This is a genomic window from Acinetobacter sp. YH12219 (assembly GCF_013417875.1).
Lineage (GTDB): Bacteria > Pseudomonadota > Gammaproteobacteria > Pseudomonadales > Moraxellaceae > Acinetobacter > Acinetobacter amyesii.
Genome location: NZ_VPDC01000003.1, coordinates 56,658 through 75,251 on the forward strand (window position 1 = coordinate 56,658; position 18,594 = coordinate 75,251).

General features: G+C 39.2%; 16 protein-coding genes. 8 read left to right on the plus strand and 8 right to left on the minus strand.

Going from position 1 to position 18,594, the window contains the following annotated elements; genetic code table 11:
• Positions 1-42: 42 nt before the first annotated feature.
• From FTV04_RS02525 to FTV04_RS02540, 4 genes are all read right to left on the minus strand, one after another.
• On the minus strand, positions 43-1,026 hold the full coding sequence (locus FTV04_RS02525; protein ID WP_180088512.1) for a hypothetical protein: 984 nt from the start codon (positions 1,024-1,026) through the stop codon (positions 43-45).
• 137 nt (positions 1,027-1,163) lie between these two features.
• Positions 1,164-1,646 (minus strand): peptidylprolyl isomerase, encoded by a 483-nt coding sequence (locus FTV04_RS02530; RefSeq protein WP_078194383.1) that lies wholly within the window; start codon positions 1,644-1,646, stop codon positions 1,164-1,166.
• Between the two features lie 136 nt (positions 1,647-1,782).
• A complete protein-coding gene (locus FTV04_RS02535; RefSeq protein ID WP_180009421.1) occupies positions 1,783-3,084 on the minus strand; it encodes an NAD(P)/FAD-dependent oxidoreductase in 1,302 nt (433 codons plus the stop codon).
• Positions 3,085-3,187: 103 nt separating this feature from the next.
• Positions 3,188-4,501 (minus strand): D-alanyl-D-alanine carboxypeptidase PBP6B, encoded by a 1,314-nt coding sequence (locus FTV04_RS02540; protein WP_306669395.1) that lies wholly within the window; start codon positions 4,499-4,501, stop codon positions 3,188-3,190.
• Between the two features lie 180 nt (positions 4,502-4,681).
• Here FTV04_RS02540 and FTV04_RS02545 point away from each other — a divergent pair, with 180 nt between their 5' ends.
• Both FTV04_RS02545 and FTV04_RS16750 read left to right on the plus strand, forming a co-directional pair.
• Positions 4,682-6,385: a M61 family metallopeptidase gene (locus FTV04_RS02545; protein ID WP_180088514.1), complete on the plus strand. Its 1,704-nt coding sequence runs from the start codon at positions 4,682-4,684 to the stop codon at positions 6,383-6,385.
• A 61-nt stretch (positions 6,386-6,446) separates the two neighbouring features.
• Positions 6,447-7,205, plus strand: a complete 759-nt coding sequence (locus FTV04_RS16750) for a hypothetical protein (protein WP_257220949.1) — start codon at positions 6,447-6,449, stop codon at positions 7,203-7,205.
• 83 nt (positions 7,206-7,288) lie between these two features.
• Here FTV04_RS16750 and FTV04_RS02555 read toward each other — a convergent pair whose 3' ends face one another.
• Positions 7,289-8,077 (minus strand): rRNA large subunit pseudouridine synthase E, encoded by a 789-nt coding sequence (locus tag FTV04_RS02555; RefSeq protein ID WP_180063172.1) that lies wholly within the window; start codon positions 8,075-8,077, stop codon positions 7,289-7,291.
• A gap of 189 nt (positions 8,078-8,266) precedes the next feature.
• Here FTV04_RS02555 and icd point away from each other — a divergent pair, with 189 nt between their 5' ends.
• On the plus strand, positions 8,267-9,520 hold the full coding sequence (gene icd / locus FTV04_RS02560) for an NADP-dependent isocitrate dehydrogenase (protein WP_180009426.1): 1,254 nt from the start codon (positions 8,267-8,269) through the stop codon (positions 9,518-9,520).
• Positions 9,521-9,938: 418 nt separating this feature from the next.
• The gene (locus FTV04_RS02565; protein ID WP_180088516.1) at positions 9,939-10,118 is read left to right on the plus strand and encodes a hypothetical protein; all 180 of its coding nucleotides are present in this window, start codon (positions 9,939-9,941) and stop codon (positions 10,116-10,118) included.
• A gap of 302 nt (positions 10,119-10,420) precedes the next feature.
• On the opposite strand, the gene FTV04_RS02570 is transcribed toward FTV04_RS02565, so the two are convergent.
• Together FTV04_RS02570 and FTV04_RS02575 are read right to left on the minus strand one after the other, a co-directional pair.
• A complete protein-coding gene (locus FTV04_RS02570; protein ID WP_180063170.1) occupies positions 10,421-11,596 on the minus strand; it encodes a YbfB/YjiJ family MFS transporter in 1,176 nt (391 codons plus the stop codon).
• A gap of 231 nt (positions 11,597-11,827) precedes the next feature.
• The gene (locus tag FTV04_RS02575) at positions 11,828-13,258 is read right to left on the minus strand and encodes a pyridoxal phosphate-dependent aminotransferase (RefSeq protein WP_078189059.1); all 1,431 of its coding nucleotides are present in this window, start codon (positions 13,256-13,258) and stop codon (positions 11,828-11,830) included.
• A 228-nt stretch (positions 13,259-13,486) separates the two neighbouring features.
• On the opposite strand from FTV04_RS02575, the gene msrB reads away from it, so the two are divergent.
• The 4 genes from msrB (at position 13,487) to FTV04_RS02595 (ending at position 17,277) form a co-directional block, all read left to right on the plus strand.
• Entirely contained in the window at positions 13,487-13,906 is a 420-nt protein-coding gene (gene msrB, locus FTV04_RS02580) for a peptide-methionine (R)-S-oxide reductase MsrB (protein ID WP_078189058.1), read from the plus strand.
• Positions 13,903-14,391 (plus strand): glutathione peroxidase, encoded by a 489-nt coding sequence (locus tag FTV04_RS02585; RefSeq protein ID WP_078189057.1) that lies wholly within the window; start codon positions 13,903-13,905, stop codon positions 14,389-14,391. The genes msrB and FTV04_RS02585 overlap by 4 nt, the downstream gene beginning before the upstream one ends.
• Before the next feature lie 100 nt (positions 14,392-14,491).
• Positions 14,492-15,013, plus strand: coding sequence for an energy transducer TonB (locus FTV04_RS02590; protein WP_218949885.1), 522 nt, complete (start codon positions 14,492-14,494; stop codon positions 15,011-15,013).
• A gap of 140 nt (positions 15,014-15,153) precedes the next feature.
• The gene (locus FTV04_RS02595; RefSeq protein WP_180088629.1) at positions 15,154-17,277 is read left to right on the plus strand and encodes a TonB-dependent siderophore receptor; all 2,124 of its coding nucleotides are present in this window, start codon (positions 15,154-15,156) and stop codon (positions 17,275-17,277) included.
• A 142-nt stretch (positions 17,278-17,419) separates the two neighbouring features.
• Here the strand turns inward: FTV04_RS02595 and dapC are convergent, their stop codons facing one another.
• A complete protein-coding gene (dapC, locus tag FTV04_RS02600; protein ID WP_180088520.1) occupies positions 17,420-18,589 on the minus strand; it encodes a succinyldiaminopimelate transaminase in 1,170 nt (389 codons plus the stop codon).
• Positions 18,590-18,594 lie beyond the last annotated feature (5 nt).

Here is an 18,594-nt window from a genome sequence, read left to right on the forward strand (position 1 = left end):
TATCCATTTTAAAAAAGCAGGCCGTGGCCTGCTTTTTTTCTATCACGAACAAAAATCATTAATAGATTTTGATGATATTTCATTTAGAGATTTAATTTCATTATCTTTTTTATCAAATTCTTTAAGGTTGTTTTGATAAGTTTTAAAGATTGTACAATTCCATTGCTTTAGCTTTTGATCCGATTCTTTCCATTGATAAGGGTTCCATTTTTTTTCGTTACTTATTTTAATGGATGAATTTTCTAGGTCGGTTAAAAAATGTTTTGCAAATTTAGTTCCATACCAAACATTATCTTTAAATACCAGTGAACCATCAATATAAGTTCTCTTTAGAAGCTCATCGGGGACTAAGAATGCATCTTTTTGTTGTTTGAAAAACAAACGCCGCCACATGTGATTATAGTTTTTATTAAAGAATTGCTCATTAACTTGTAATGCATTTTGGGGTAATGCACGTAATTGAGTTGTTTGCGGTGTAATATCACGTCTAAGTGCACGTTCAGCCCAATTAGCCATACTTTCCAAGTACCATGCGTTTTTAAATTGTGCATAGCTATATTGGTATAAATGAAATAATTCGTGAGTGATCGTAGTCCAATAATTTCCAGGAAAGTCTTTTAATTGATTTGAAATAGAAATGCTGATAAAGCAAAGATTATTTTTAAGATTCGTGGCACTTGGCGCTCGAGATGAGTTTTCATAGGCGAGCCCATTTCCTTTTAGTTCGTGTACATATATGGCAATAGCCTTTACATTCTTATATCTTGGGCTTTTTAGAGGATGTCTAAATCCTGCTAGTTTAAAGATATCTCTTGATGCGACTGCTTGGATGGCAATATCTTCGATATAGTCAGGAATTGCATTATTGTTTGTATCGTTCAGATTTTGGATGCGGTCTCTACTTTTCTGTTTATCCGAATAAAAAATATAGAATTCATCTTTTTGATAGACGCGATTGAGTTGCTTTGCGCTTTTTAATTCGAAACTGCGACAAGTATCGCTAGATCCGTATGCTGGAAAAGACATATTTATGAGACATAGACTTAATAGAAGGGTATGAGTTTTCATTCTTATTCAATAAATTATTTGCTTTACATGAAATATAGCAAATAAAAAAAGGCAAAGTAAAAACTTTGCCTTTTTGCACTTGAGATCAGAGGATCTTAGTGGTGGTGACCGCCTGCACCGTGTACGTGACCGTGTTCAAGTTCTTCAGCAGAAGCTTCACGGATTTCAACGATTTCAACTTCGAAAGTTAAATCTTGACCAGCAAGTGGGAAGTTTGCATCAACAACAACGTTGTCGCCTTCAACCGCTTTAACTGTCACGATTTGAACGCCGTCATCAGTTTGAGCTTGGAATTGCATACCAGGTTGGATGTTGTCCACGCCTTGGAACATTTGAGCAGGAACTTCTTGAACGAGATCAGGGTTGTATTCGCCATAACCTTCAGCAGCAGGAACAGTTACAGTGAATTTTTCACCAACAGTTTTGCCTAAAAGTGCTTTTTCAAGACCTGGAATGATGTTACCAGCGCCGTGCAAATATGCTAGTGGCTCACCTTGAGATTGGTCGAGAGTTTCACCCTCTGCATTAGTCAATGTGTAGTGGAAAGAAACCACAGAGTTATTTGCAATAGCAGTCATGTTATTGATCCATTCAATTTTTTAAGGGTTACATCATAAAGTGAAATTGCACTTTTGTAGACTAAATTTATCAAAAAAATGCAATTTTTAAATGTTTATGATGCTTTTTTCATTAATTGGGGCAGATCTGTAAATTTCAATGCAATTTAATTTTAGGCGCGATTTTTCGTGTAACAAAATCTTTAGCCGTTAATAGTCCTGCATGTGCATAGCCGTAAATTGTGGCTTGATGCATTCGATACAATGAAACATACATTGATTTGGCAACAAAGCCTTGAACATTGACCTGACCTAAAAGTTCACCTACTGCTTTATGTTTACTTAATGAGACTAGGGAGCCTTTGTCTGAAAATACGAACATTGGGAGTTGCTGACCACGGATGCGTGCCTTTAAGCAATCCACGAGAAATGACGCTTGTTGGCTGGCAACTTGAGCGCGTGGGCCGAGGACGGGTTCATCTGCACGCGGTTGGCAATGAGCACAATCACCAAAAGCGAAAATGTCAGGGTAGGCTTTGGTTTGTAGTGTTGCATACACACTTAAACGCCCCATACGGTCTTTTTCAAAACCTTCAAGCTTCGAAATCACTTCTGGTGTTTTAATACCTGCAGCCCATACTTTCAGTTCAGCTTTAATTTTACTGCCATCATTAAAATAAACATGTTCAGCATCGACTTTTTCCACACGTTTAGAGGTTAAGACCTCAATTTTCATGCGTTGTAATTGCTGCTGTGCATGCTCGGCCATTTTTTCAGGGAGTGCAGGCAGAATCCGATCAGCACCTTCAATTAAATTGATCTGTACGCTTTGCGGATGAATTTTATTTAAACCATATTTATAAAAATTATGTTTGGCTTCGACCAATTCTGCGGAGAGTTCAACGCCAGTTGCACCTGCGCCAATAATGGCAATTTTCAACTCACGTGCTGTATTGCTATTTTGCGCATCCAAATATAACTGTAAGAGATCTTGTTGGAAGATTTCAGCTTGTTGTAGGCTGTCCAAATAGTGGCAATGTTCATACACGCCCGGCGTGTTGAAATCGTTAGAAACTGAGCCTAAAGCAAGAACAAGGGTGTCATAACTCAGTTGCAGTTGTTCTTGAGTAGATTCATATTTTCCTTGTTGGACTTTGCTGAGCTGAATGGTTTTTTCAGTAGGATGAACATTTTCAAACTTAGCCAAGACAAACTCATAATGATGCTTCGCAGCATGCGCATAGTAGTTGATTTCTTCTTCGCTGACTGACATCGTGCCTGCGGCAATTTCATGTAAAAGGGGTTTCCAGACATGCGTGAGTTTCATATCTACGAGGGTAATGCGCGCTTTCTTTTTTTTCCCGAGTAAATCACCGAGTTGCGTAACCAGTTCTAAACCACCAGCACCACCACCGACAATGACAATATGGTGTAACTTGGAGTCATCAGCGTTATTCATTGAATTACCTATTTTATTATTGTTGAAAAAAAGAAGATGGCACGAGTATGTCATCTTCTTTATTGCACAAATAACGAATTGTCTTACAAGTTACATAATCACATCATTGACCTAAAGGGTAGGTTTTAACTTCTGCTGCATCCGTATTAAAGATGCTAAAAAGGCCTTTGATCCACATCATGAAACGCTCAAAAATATTGGCTTCTTCAATTTGCACGTCATCTTCGATATCAAAGGTATTGATCAGCTGATTATTTTGATAAACAGTAACGGTGGCTAATTTCATTACTTCAGCCAAAGGCGCAGTGAGTTCTTTTTCATTTACTTCAACACTCAGTTTAGTCTGTGTTTCATGAAGTGGTTCAATGGCTTGAATTTGGCCATTGCCAGTATTTAAAAGAATACGTTGCTGTGTAGGATCAAAAGCTTTTAAATCGATGGCATAAGCTTGATCATAAAGTGAAGTTGTAATCAGTTTAGGTTGTTGAGTTTCCACCTTAAACATTTTCAAGGTTGATTTAACCACAGGTAATTCTGCAATTAATTGCTTATCTTTGATTGCAACTTCATTACGTGTATAGGTATAAGCCAAGTTCATGAGGTTGTGTGCTACTTCTGCACGTTTTAATCCACTTTTTGCCCCTAATACTACAACAATCAAACGACGTTCTGGCGCGTCAGGATTCGCGATCAAACGGTTGGCTGTTAAAGCTAAGTTATAACCTGCAGCTTTAGTAAAACCTGTTTTTAAGCCATCAACGGTGGGATCTTGTTTTAATAAGATATTGGTTGCACGGTGGAAGCGTTGGTTATAACTAAAACTTTGTTGTTTTGAATAATACAAATAGTCAGGTGTGTCAGTCACCAGTGCTTGCCCTAAACGTGCAAGGTCAGCCGCCGATGAATAATGTTCTGGCATGGTAATACCGGCTGGATTTTGAAAATTGGTGTCATTCATGCCCAAAGCTTTAGCTTCTTTGTTCATGCGTTCAATAAATTTTGGAATATCACCAGAAATGCGTTCAGCTAAAGTCACTGCGGCATCATTGGCTGACATGACCACAAGACCTGCTAAAAGCTGATCAACTGAAATTTGTTCACCAGCTTTGAGATACATTTGTGATTCATCCCATTGAACCACTTGTACGACTGGGGTTGCGGTTAAGATTTCATTTTTCTTTAAATGACCTGCTTTAATTTCCTTTAAAGCAATATAAGCCACCATCATTTTGGTAAGTGAAGCAGGGGCACGCTGAACATGGCTATTATGTTCTGCAATCACCTGACCCGACTGAGGGTCTAAAATGGTCCAAGCTTCAGCTTCAACGGTTTCAGGGACAATATTTAAAAGGGCAGCATTTGCTATCGTGGAGCATAGAAAACTAAGCAGCGCGATGAGGTAAATCATGTGTTTCAATGAGGTTCCTTAACCAACCATTCCGTTGGTGGTAAAACGAAAAAATTTTTAGGCATGCTATGCCTTTTTTTTTCTGCTGACTAGTCATTATTGTAGACAATTGCGACAGTTCCGCATTCAGTTGTAAAAAATGTTAATCTAATTGATAAGTTATCTTTTATTTATTTTATATCGCCCATTATGTTGCATTATCAAATCGAATTTGACGATTATCGTCAGCATCTAGTCCATGTCACTGCACGTTTCTTGGCAAATCCTACACAGGTGCTTTCGTTGCCTACTTGGATTCCCGGAAGTTACTTAATCCGTGAATTTTCGAAGCATATCGAAGCCGTTCGAGCATATGATGAAGATGGGCGTTTGTTACAAATTGAGAAATTTGAAAAAAATAAATGGCGTTTATTCAATACAGATCATGAGTTGATCACGGTTGAATATGATGTATATGCCTTCGATTTATCGGTCCGTGGTGCTTATGTCGATCAAAGCCGTTTATATGTCAATCCAGCTTGCGCATGTTTAGGTTTAGTTGACCAAGAAGATACAGCCATTGAGGTTGAAGTTTTCTTGCCACCCGAGTTAAAGCATTTCCAACTTGCGACTGGATTAAAGTCAAAAAGTTTAGTGAAAGGTCGTTATACCTTATATGCAGATAACTATGCTCAGTTAATTGATGCACCGTTTGAACTGGCGGAACAAACCCGTTTTAGTTTTGAAGCCAACGGCATTCCGCATGAGTTTGTGGTGTCGGGCAAACATGCTATGAACGCGCAGCGTATGCAGCAAGACATCGAAAAAATTTGTTCGACTGAAATTTCAATGTTTGGTTCGGCACCATTTAAAGACTATACCTTTATGACCATGGCAACGGCCAATAGCTATGGTGGTTTAGAGCATCCAAACAGTACGAGTTTAATTAGCCCGCGTGATGATTTACCAAAAGCCAATGAACCTGTAGAACCATCGGCAGATTATCAACGTTTCTTAGGGTTATGCAGCCATGAATATTTCCACTCATGGTTGGTAAAATTTATCCGTCCAGAAAACTTTGTGAATTATGACCTCAACAAAGAAGGCTATACCTCTTTGCTTTGGATTTTTGAAGGTTTTACATCGTATTATGATGATTTGATCTTGCTGCGTAGCGGTGTGATCAATCAGGATTCTTATATCAAGCTTTTAAAAGCACAAATAGATCGCTATTTGCAAAATCCGGGTCGTGAGATTCAAACTGTGGCTGAATCAAGCTTTGATGCATGGGTGAAATTCTACCGTCAGGATGAAAACTCAAATAACGCAGGTACAAGTTACTACAACAAAGGTTGCCTCGTTGCATTGTGTTTAGATCTAGGCTTACGCCTGCGCGGTTCTAGCCTTGATGCCTTAATGCGTAAGCTATATGAAAATGCGCAAAATGGCATTCAAGTCAATGAACGGACTATTTTCAATTTATGTAATGAATTAACAGGTGATGATTGGTTAGAACAAATCAATCACTTGATTAATACTACAGATGAATTGCCGTTAGATCAGTTGTTACCTGAGTTTGGCTTAAGCTATACACTCAAAAATGACAAATCATTGCCATTTGGTTTAAAACTGGCTGATAAGCCTGAAGGTGTGTTGGTTCAGTCTGCTCGCCGTGACGGTGCAGCTGCAAAAGCTGGCTTGTCTGCGAACGATGTGATTATTGCAATTGATGGTCTAAAAGCAACCGTTAAATTGGCAGAAAAATATGCCAAGCAAGATGGCAGTTATACGGTGTTGGCATTCCGCCGTGATGAGCTGATGAGCTTTGAAGTGAAAGCGGCAGGTTCAGAATTAACTGAAGTTGAACTTAAAGTGGAAGATCAGGCTAAAGCTGAGAAGTGGTTGAAGGCTTAATTTGATAAGTATTTAATTTTCATGTAAAACCCATACTTAGGTATGGGTTTTTTATAAGAAAATGAATAGTAAAAATTTAATAATTGGAATTTCGATAACTGTAATTTGGTTCTTAGTGATAGTACTGTTTTGCGTTCAAAACAATTTTGTATTTACCAATAGAGAGCTGAATTCACTAGGGGATTTTCTCGCAGGTATATTTGCTCCAGTTGCTTTTCTTTGGTTAATACTCGGGTATCTCCAGCAAGGTAAACAATTAGATCAAAATACCAAAGCTTTGGAACAGCAAGAAAAAGCACTTAAACTTCAAATAGAAGAGATGAAGGAGAGCGTTAAACAGCAAGGGTATCTTGCTCAGCTACAGTCAGAACAATTGAGAATGAATCATAATTCATGCCAACCTTACTTAGAATTATGCACTCCAAAATTAGAAATTCTTAATATTAGAGATCTATTAACTAATAAGCCTGAAAAGTTATGTTCATTAATTTTTAGTGTTTATTCGAGAATTAATGAATCAAGAATTGTTTTATTAATGACTTTGGATGACACAATTTATCAGCGTGAAATGAAAATATTAGTTGATGAGTCTATTGAATTTAAATTAAGGCTAGATTGTTTGAATGACACTTATACTAATGATTTTTTATCAGCAAAAATCAATGATTTGGATTTTAAATTTAAGATGAGATTTCAGAATATTTATGGATTAGAAACTGAAAATATTTATTCATATAGAATATTAAGACATGAAACAGGTGAGGTTCAAGTATTAAAGCCATCACTGAGAGATTCGTTAGTAGCAAGTAAAGTTGTATAAATTATGCTTCAAAGATACATATTTATTGAAAAAAAAGCTCACTGGCGTAAGCTTTTTTTCAAACTGATTTTTAAGAAATAATATCAACGCCCATTACGACCGCGGCCACGTGGAGCTTTGGTATTCGGACGAGTTGTACCATTGGTACGGCGTTTTGGTTTTTCGCTCTCATCCATTTGCCAGATACGTTTTGTACCAGACTTTTTCACTGAGCCATCTTTATTCTTACGAACCATTGGCTTACCACCTGTACCGCCTGGTTTTTTCACATAAGAGCGTGAACGGTAAGGTTCTTCAGCAGGTATATTTTGAAAGTCAGGGTACAGTAAAGGCTCAATTTCTTTGGTTTCACCTGGCTCTAAAGCCAATTGAACTAAATCAATTGCACCAATACGTGTACGAATTAAACGTAAAGTTGGGAAACCGACTGCTGAAGTCATACGACGAACTTGGCGGTTACGGCCTTCACAAATTTGGATTTCAACCCAAGAGGTTGGAATATTTGCACGGAAACGTACAGGAGGATCACGTTCCCATAACCATTCTGGTTGTTGCACTTTGATGGCTTTGGCTGGCAAAGTCAGACCATCTTTCAGCTCAACGCCTTTACGTAATTGCTCAAGTGCTTCTTCTGTGATGTCACCATCGACTTGCACTAAGTAGGTTTTGAACTTTTTATTTTCAGGCTTGGTAATGTACTGATTTAAACCACCATGATCGGTTAAAAATACCAAACCTTCAGAGTCCATATCTAAACGACCTGCAATACGTAGACTAGGATCGTCCACGAAGTCAGATATGGTCATATGCGCTTCGTCTTTACGGAATTGGGAGAGCACGTCATATGGCTTGTTTAAGATGACGATTTTCATAGGAAATAACTTCTATTAAATACAATAATTCAAATTGGTTAAGATTTATTCAATAGGGAAATGCAGCTATTTCCCATCTAAATCTCAAAAAAGGTAGATTTGCTTTAGAGTATTATGCGTGAAGCGCAATTAAAAGTCTTATCAAACAGCAATTATTTTTTCACTCGCTTCTCAGGGAGGGTCATAAAAATGGGTTATCAAAAGATCGTCGTTCCAGTGGATGGGACAAAAATTACAGTAAATTCAGACTTATCATTCAATGTTCCCAATAATCCAATTATTCCATTTATTGAAGGCGATGGTATTGGTGTTGATATCACTCCAGTGATGAAAACCGTGGTGAATGCCGCGGTACAAAAAGCTTATGGTGGAAAACGTGCCATAGAATGGATGGAAGTTTATTGTGGTGAAAAAGCCAATAAAATTTATGGTACCTATATGCCCGAAGAAACCTTTGAGGCTTTACGCGAATTTGTGGTTTCAATTAAAGGACCGTTAACGACGCCTGTAGGTGGTGGCATTCGTTCGCTAAATGTTGCACTACGTCAAGAATTAGATCTCTACGTCTGTGTGCGCCCAGTACGTTGGTTTAAGGGCGTTCCTTCACCTGTTCAGCATCCTGAACGTACAGACATGGTGATCTTTCGAGAGAACTCAGAAGATATTTACGCAGGGATCGAATGGAAAGCAGATTCGCCTGAAGCCAAGAAAATGATCAAATTTCTCAAAGAGGAAATGGGCGTCACTAAGATTCGCTTTGAGGAAAATTGCGGTATCGGGATTAAGCCTGTATCTAAAGAAGGTTCTCAGCGTTTGGTGCGTAAGGCCATTCAATTCGCCATTGATAACGATAAGCCGAATGTCACTTTGGTGCACAAAGGTAATATCATGAAATATACCGAAGGAGCGTTTAAAGAGTGGGGCTATGAAGTCGCAGTTGAGCGCTTTGGTGGTGAATTCTTGGATGGCGGTCCTTGGGTCAAAATAAAAAATCCGAAAACGGGTAAAGAGATCGTGATTAAAGATGCGATCGCAGACGCTTTTTTACAACAAATTCTAATGCGTCCGACCGATTATTCAGTTATTGCTACCCTGAATTTAAACGGTGACTATATTTCGGATGCCTTGGCGGCTGAAGTTGGCGGTATTGGTATTGCACCGGGTGCCAATATTGGTGGCGCGGTACAAGTTTATGAAGCGACACATGGCACTGCACCTAAATATGCGGGTCAAGACAAAGTAAACCCTGGGTCTATTATTCTGTCTGCAGAAATGATGCTGCGAAATATGGGCTGGACTGAAGCGGCAGATCTAATTATTAAAGGTATTGCGGGGGCGATTGAAGCCAAAACAGTGACCTATGATTTTGAACGACTCATGCAAGGTGCAAAACTCTTGCGTTGTTCGGAGTTTGGACAAGCCATCATTGAGCATATGGACTAACTTTATTTGCTAATCTAGGTGTAAAAAAGCTAGATGCATAAAAGGCTAGGTAAAAAGGATTGAATCATTCAGTCCTTTTTTAGGACTAAACATTAAAAACACAGAATCATAGCTTCACAATACCATTCAAAAAACAGCAATCAAAAGGTGACTTCACGCAATCAATCAGATGGTCTGGCATGCTTGTCATGTTACCAAAAGTTTAAAACCGCACTATTAGCGTGAACTTAGGTAATGCAAAAAAAAGAGGGGGATTGATTTCAAATTAATTATTCGCCAGTGATTTTACAATGACGTAATTCGAAACATTTATTGGCTTGGATCCTTGAAAATTAGCGGTACATTGGTTGTTGTCCTTTAGTAGAAGTACATCTAGTAGTAGTACATTGCGACACTTGTGATGAAAAGGAGAAATGAAATGTCTCGTAAACAGCATCAACAAAACCAACAAACTGATCAACAGCAGCAAAATGATCAGCAACAGCAACAGCAACAGCAACAGCAACAGCAACAGCAACAGCAACAGCAACAGCAACAAGACCAAAAGAAACAGAAACAACAGCCACATCAACGAAATCAGCGTCAACAACATCATTAATAGGCTAAAGACTTTGTGAGTCAAAGTTCATTTGGTCAAACGATTTTCTAATTGAACGAAATTTAAGTTTTATACGTAGACGAGAAGGAGATGAATTTGTCTAAGAAAACCAAATCACTTAAAAAGGAAATTAAAGCGAGGTTGAACAAAATTTCAAAGCATAATTCTGCTTTGAAAAAGTTAAAGAAAAAGCTGAAAAAAGCTTAGTCCATTCACGATTTATCAAAAAGAAAAGACCTATTTAAATAGGTCTTTTCTTTATATACATGATTGGTGATGTAGTTGAATGTCTTGTGATCTACCTAGACGAGATGCTTACTTAATTTTGCTGTTCGAGTGAACCAAAAGAGTTGCATTGTTCCAATGCAGAGTACGCATGCGGCCAAAATAAATTGCTGTGAATAATCAATACCAATTCGCTGTAAAAAACTAAAGCTTAAACCGCCAATCAATTGAATAGATGCAAAGCACAGGGTTGCAATACTCCAGAGCTTTTTATAGGCGCTACCATAGATTTGCAGAATGGTATAAGAGGTGAGAAAAACCACTGCTGGATTGAGCAGGCCTGTAGCAAAAGAAGATAAAAAAGTAAAAAGTGGATGGATATTAATAATTGCTATAAAAATCGCCAAGACATAGCTGCTATATAATATTTTAAGAGCACTAATATTTCCCAGTTTTTGTGCCAAGCAGTAAGCAGCAAAGGCTCCTAAAGCACTTCCTAGACCATATAAAATCCAATTGAAATTGATCCCGATCGGGCTCAGGTGTAGGGTGTGAGTTAAATAGTCAATCCAAAATAATGAATGGGGCACGTAAGCAAATGCACTGGTGCTATACACAATTAAGAGACAATAGAAAATTCCATCGACTTTATGTTCTACTGCAGGAATCGCGGTGAGTGTTGTGAGCTGTGATTTAAAACTCTTCAAAAGCACGCTGATTAAAATACAAATCAGGGCTGAAAAAGAAAACAAAATCAACCAAGCCCACATTGTCGAAATATCTTGGATGTAAGGCAAAAATAGCGTTGCCATTAACACCCCTAAGCCAATACCACTGAAACCAATAAAGTTGATTTTAAAGCGGTCTTGAAGCTGTGAACATTGGGCCACGACACTTGGGGAGAGGATCATTAGTAAGCCGCCGCTGATCCCTGAAATAACGCGCCAAGTGCTATACCAAAGTTCTGAAAAACCTGAAAATGCACAACTGAGTAAACTGAGTGTCCCTGCAATAGCTGCGAGTTGGATATAATTCACCATGCTTTTATTTTGGGGTAATTTCATGGCCCAAAATGCACCGATCAAGTAGCCGAGCAAATTGGCACTGCCTAAGATGCTGGCAAAACTTGGGCTCCAACCAAATGCTTCACGGGTTGAAGGGAGGAGTGCGGTATAGGAAAAACGTAATATCCCGATGCCTAGGCACATGCTTAGACAGAGAAATAGGCTCAGTTTAATTTTGTTAGAGAACATCCTGTACTCATGTATTTTTATGATTGGTTAAAAAATAACATGAATAGGCTATAGAAAAATCAACAGATCTTAAAGTTTTGACTAAGGTCTAAGCTAAAAATTAATTCTTAAAAACTTAACTATTCAAAAAGATAGCTGTGGTGTGCGTATAGTAAGAAATCAAATTTAAAGATACAGTAATAAAAAACCGTACATGGCGTACGGTTTTTTTATTTTTAAAGCACTTATGAATTAACGCATTTTCGCCAAGAAACGACCTAAACGAGTGAGTGCTTCACGTAGTTCATTTTCAGCAGGCAAGAACACCACACGGAAATGATCAGGTGTCGGCCAGTTAAAACCCGTACCTTGAACCAACAGTACTTTTTCAGCACGGAGGAAATCTAGCATGAATTTCTCATCGTCTTGGATTGGGTAAATTTCAGGATCCAATTTAGGGAAGCAGTACATAGCACCCTCTGGTTTCACACAAGATACACCTGGAATATCATTCAACATTTCCCAAGCAATGTTGCGTTGTTCATATAAACGACCGCCCGGACGGATGAGATCATTAATCGATTGATAACCGCCCAAGGCTGTTTGAATCGCATATTGCGCTTGGTGGTTGGCACACAGACGCATCGACGCGAGCATGTCTAAACCTTCAATGTAGTCTAGCGCACGTGATTTATCGCCTGTAATTGCCATCCAGCCTGAACGGTAACCGGCTATTCGATACGCTTTAGATAAGCCATTGAAAGAAATACACAGTTGATCACCTGCCAATGAAGCAACAGAAACATGTTCAATACCGTCATAAACGATCTTGTCGTAAATTTCATCAGCAAACAAAATTAAATCGTATTTCTTCGCAAGAGCCACAATTTGCTCAAGCACATGACGTGGGTAAACCGCACCTGTTGGGTTGTTTGGGTTAATCACCACGATACCGCGGGTATTCGGGGTGATTTTACTTTCCATGTCGGCAATATCTGGATACCAGAAATTTTCTTCATCACATTTATAGTGAATAGCTGTACCGCCAGAAAGGTTAACTGCTGCTGTCCAAAGCGGATAATCCGGCATTGGCACCAGCATTTCGTCGCCATCGTCGAGCAAGCCTTGCATTGCCATCACGATCAGTTCAGATACGCCATTACCGACATACACGTCATTCACGTGCATGTTTAAGATGCCTTTTTGTTGATAATACTGACAAATCGCTTTACGCGCAGGGAAGATGCCTTTTGAGTCGGTATAACCAATTGCATTTGGCAGGTTGAGTGCCACGTCGTTAATAATTTCTTGAGGTGCTTCAAAACCAAAAGGAGCAGGGTTACCAATATTTAATTTAATAATTTTATGGCCTGCCTCTTCCATCTCATTGGCCGCTCGTAACACTGGTCCGCGAATGTCGTAGCAAACATGCTCGAGCTTAGACGATTTCTTAATTTCGCGTGGGGTGTTAAACGTATTCGGCATTTTTATATTCTCGGAAAGAGTGGAGGTCACTTTTGCATAACGGTATAAATAGCTTTTAAATGTCTCGGTCGTTACTAAATCGAGATGATGTTCGTCTCTGAGTAAAGCAACTATTTTTTCATGCGTAAACCCTGCCTGTTGATATTGTTTGATCACGGGCAGCAGATTTTTAAAAATTACGCTCTTTTTCTGCGACATTTTTTAATCCTGAGCAAGAGTAGCGCTAAGATTATCACTAAAGTTGCTCACAAAAAAGCATTTAATTTGGCATTTTGCTTACCATTGATTTAGATTTGCTTACCTTTTGCTTTTTTGGTCATTATATAGATTTTGTAAATTGTTGAATAAAGACTAGAAATTTAAGATTGAATGACGTAAATATAGGATTATCCTATTTTAAATACCACGATATAAAGGGACGTCATCATGGGAAAACTCAATAAAACAGAAAGAGAATGGCAAAGAGAATTGTCACCAGAAGAGTTTCGCATAACGCGTCAGAAAGGCACGGAGCAAGCTTTCACTGGAAAATATTGGAATACTAAACAAGCTGGTACTTATGTATGTCGTTGTTGCGGGGAACCGCTTTTTTCTTCTGAAACAAAATACGATAGCGGTTGTGGTTGGCCGAGCTTTTATAAGCCGATTGAACCTGCTGCGGTGGAAGAAAATGTAGATACGACACACGGTATGGTCAGGACAGAAATTGTTTGTCATCATTGTGACGCACATTTAGGGCATGTTTTTGCTGATGGCCCACAGCCGACTGGATTACGTTATTGTATTAATTCGGCATCCTTAGAATTAGAAACAAAAGAAAAAAATGATGAGGAAACTTATCCATGACAACTATTCACCAGTTTGAAGCAGAATTACTGGACGGAAGTAATAAATCCTTTGCAGATTATGAAGGTAAGGTTTTATTAATTGTAAATACCGCCAGCAAATGTGGGTTCACTCCTCAATTTGCAGGTTTGGAGAAAATTTACGAACAATATAAAGATCAAGGTTTGGAGGTTTTAGGCTTTCCATGCAACCAATTTGGTGGACAAGATCCGGGCTCGAATGATCAAATTGGCGCGTTTTGTCAAAAAAACTATGGCGTATCTTTCCCGATGTTTGCCAAAGTAAATGTAAAAGGCCCTGAAGCGCATGTGATTTTCCGTTATTTAACCAATAACTCGAAAGGCGTATTGGGAAATGGCATTAAGTGGAATTTTACGAAGTTTTTAATAGGGAAAAATGGTCAGGTCTTGAACCGCTATGCACCCACGACAAAGCCTGAAACCTTGAATGAAGATATTGAAAAAGCTTTGGCTCAGTCAAAATGAAGTGAATCATTGGCCGAACTGAGGTTGATATAAAGGCGCGGAAGCGTCTTTATTTTTTGGATGTTTTATACTGAAGTGTCTTTATTTGAAGGTCATAACATTGTTTAAGCAGATGGTTAAACGTCGAATTTGTGTTTTAACGTTTTTTTTACTCGTATTTGTGGGGTTAGCTTGGGCAGATAGCAATCTGAGCGCATCTGAAGTTGTAAAAACGTCTGTTGATGCCAGCAATCTAGACCGCACGACAGATGCTCGGGTCAATGCATTATTGCAATTATTAAAAACACCTGTTGAAGAATACCAACCTACGCGTGTTGCCGATGTAATTGATCCACATGTCAAACCGAAAATGTATGAAGTCTCTTGGGTAAATGCACCACAATATGTGCTGTCTGTGTCTGAAATGAAAACATATAAGCATCCTGTCAAACTACAGCTCACCGTGATTGCTGCAACAGGCTATATTGGTAGCTCAAAACTCATCGCAAGTTCAGGCTCTAAAAGCTTTGATCAAAAAGTACAAAAATCCCTATTGGTTGCGCGACTTGAACCCATTCCGATGGTCGATAAAAATCTCAGTTATACCGTTGAACATGAATTTGCTATTCATCCACCTCAATAAGCCTGTAGTAGAAGGCATATGTTAATCATTGTCTTAAGCTCCGAGAATGATTTGTCATTGTTTGGGTTTTCATCTGATAGATGAAGCTTGAAAATTGGTTTCATGAGTGGAAATTAAATTACTTAATCCTTGTGTATTTGATGAATGAAGTCGCTGAAACGGAACATCCCGCTGCCAATATCGATAGTACTGAAGTTCAAACGCTAGAAGCCATTAATGTGGTCGTGAGTGCGGATGCTTCTGCAAATGGCTTGATGAAGCCTTATGCAGGGGGGCAAGTCGCGACAGGTGGTAAAGTGGGCATTTTCGGTAATCAGAAAAATTTAGAAACACCATTTAATATCACCAGTTATACCCAGCAATATATTCAAGACCGCCAAGCGAAAAGCGTTGGGGATGTGCTACAAGCAGATGCTGGTGTGCGTACCGCCAAAGGTTATGGGAACTTTCAAGAAGCCTATTTTATTCGTGGTTTTGCACTGGCATCAGATGATACGGCATATAACGGGCTGTATGGCATATTGCCACGCCAATATATTCCAACAGAACTGTTTGAGCGGGTAGAAGTCTTTAAAGGCGCTTCGGCATTTTTAAATGGTGCAATCCCAGGTGGAACAGGTATTGGTGGGTCGATTAACTTACTTCCGAAACGTGCTAGTAATGATCCATTAACACGTGTGACGGTGGGTACAAACTTCAATGGTGCCTATGTAGCATCGGATGTGTCACGTCGCTTTGGGGCAGAAGATCAATTTGGGGTGCGGGTCAATACCGCATACCATGATGGCGGAACCGAGATTGATCAAGAAAAGAAAACACTTGGATTGGCTTTGATTGCTGCGGACTACAAAGGAGATCGTTTCCGCCTATCTGGTGATTTGGGTTATAACAATAACCGCCTTTCAGAAAATCGACCAAGTTTGCGTTTAACCAATGCAGTTACACAGCTTCCGAGTGCTGCTCAGTATGCTAATTATCATGGCCAAGCATGGACTTATTCAAACGAAGAAGATTTATTCGGAAGTGTACGTGCAGAATATGACATAACCGATGCAACGACAGCCTATGCAGCATATGGTTTTCGAACATCAGAAGAAGCCGGTGTTTACTCAAGCCAGCAATTAAGTGATACCGCAGCAGGAACAGCAAAACTTTCTGCATCGATGATTCCACGTAAAGATCGCAATCATTCAGCAGAACTGGGTGTGAAAACTAAATTTGAAACAGGTGCTTTAAAACATCAAGTGGTCGCTTCTGGTTCTTTATATCGTGCAGATAAACGCTATAGCTATGGATATGCCACCAGTTTGAATGATAATTTTTATGATCCGATTTACACCGAAGATTCAAACATTGACAAATGGTTGGGGGGAGAAGGGACTTATCCAAAAGCGGGTGTCAGTACGTTGAAAAGTTTTGCCTTGGGCGACAATATTTCGATGTTAGATGATCGTTTAACGCTCATGCTGGGTGCGCGTTATCAGGAAGTTGATCAAGACGTATATTCTTACGGAACCTATAAATACAATATTAATAAAAATCAGCTCACACCAGTATTGGGCGTGAGTTATAAATTAACGCCTGAATGGTCTATGTATGCCAATTACATCGAAGCTTTGGTTCAAGGCGAAGCGATTTTGGATAGCGAAGGCAACAACTTTATTGCCGATCCATTTGTGTCGAAACAAAAAGAACTGGGCGTGAAATATGAAAATGGCTTGATTGGTGGAACATTGAATTATTTCTATACAGATCGCCAAAAAGCCTCAGTGAATAGCTCGGGGACTGCACAAATCAGTCAAGCGACGAATATTCACCAAGGGCTTGAATTTAATGCCTATGGTCAATTAACAGATTCAATCAAAATATTGGGCGGTGCAACTTGGATTGATACCGAGCAAAAAGACACATACCAAGGTTTATTTGATGGACATCGTGTGATCAGTGTGCCGGAGTTCCAAGCCAATGTCGAAGCGGATTGGAAACTACCGATTGAACAAGATGTTAGTGTAAATGGGCGTGTTGTATATACGGGTTCAACTTATGCAAACAATGCCAACACATTGAAACTTAAAGATTGGACACGTATAGATTTGGGTGCAAACTATAAAACGCAAATCAAGAATGTACCCACCAGTTTGAATTTTAGTGTGACTAATGTTTTAGATAAAGACTATTGGGCCTCTGCATCGGTGAACGACTATACGTATTTGTCACTGAGCGAACCTCGAACATTTAAATTGAGTGCTACATTTGATTTCTAATATTTTTCAATGATTTCTTAATAATTGTTTCTAAGTGAATACCCTTAAATGATTTTCTCTGAATGATGGTTAAGAAATGACTCAAATAAAAATGCCCCAAATCTGTGGCATTTTTTGTTTTAAGCAAAACGCTTTAAATCAATTAAAGTACTGCTTTTAAGCGACGAATGACTTCTTCACATTGGGCAATATCAGCAACAAGGGCTAACCGGACATGGTTTTCACCCGGATTACCTTGTGCAGTATCACGCGATAAATAACGGCCTGGAAGCACTTTAACGTGTGCTTTTTCCATGAGCATTTTGGCAAAGCTTTCATCATTATCCACTTTTAACCAGTAGTAGAACCCTGCATCAGGTTTTTGTAATGGTAGTAGGTGACCCAGTTCGCGTTGGAATAATTCAAATTTTGCACGGTACTGGACGCGGTTTTCTTCGACGTGTGCTTCGTCATCCCAAGCTGCAATTGAAGCTAACTGGTGTTGAACAGGCATCGCAGCGCCATGATAAGTACGGTATTGTAAATAAGGTTTTAAAAGCGCAGCATCACCTGCAACAAAGCCAGAACGCATACCCGGTAAGTTTGAACGCTTAGACAGTGAGTGGAATACCACGCAGTTCTTATAATCATCACGGCCCATTTCAGCACAGACTTCAAGCAGACCAACAGGTGCTTCATCAAACCAAAGCTCTGAGTAGCATTCATCAGATGCAATCACAAAATTATATTGGTCAGACAGTGCAATCAGTTTTTTAAACTGTTCTTTAGAAAGTACCGCACCTGTAGGATTACCCGGTGTGCAGACAAACAGTAAAGCGGTTTTTTCCCAAACTTCAGCTGGCACAGCGTCAAAGTCGCCAAGGTAGTTATTTTCTTCTGTACAGTTAATGAAGTAAGGTTCTGCACCCGCAAGTAAAGTTGCGCCTTCATAGATTTGGTAGAACGGATTTGGCATCACCACATATGGGGCATCTTCACGTTTAATCAAAGCTTGTACAAACGAGAAGATCGCTTCACGTGTACCAGACACAGGCAATACGTTGGTGTCTGCACTGATGCTATTGAGTTTAAAGCGACGAGTTAACCAATTTGCAATGCTCGTGCGAAGCTCAGGTAAACCCTTGCTGTTTGGGTAAGTAGATAAGTGTTGAAAATTATCAATAATGGCCTGTTTCACAAACTCCGGTGCAGGATGCTTTGGCTCACCAATCGATAGGGGAATCAAAGGCAAATCTGCGGGTTTCACATCCTGAAATAGCTTATTTAGCTTTTCAAATGGATAAGGGTGCAATAATGACAAACTGGAGTTCATGGAAT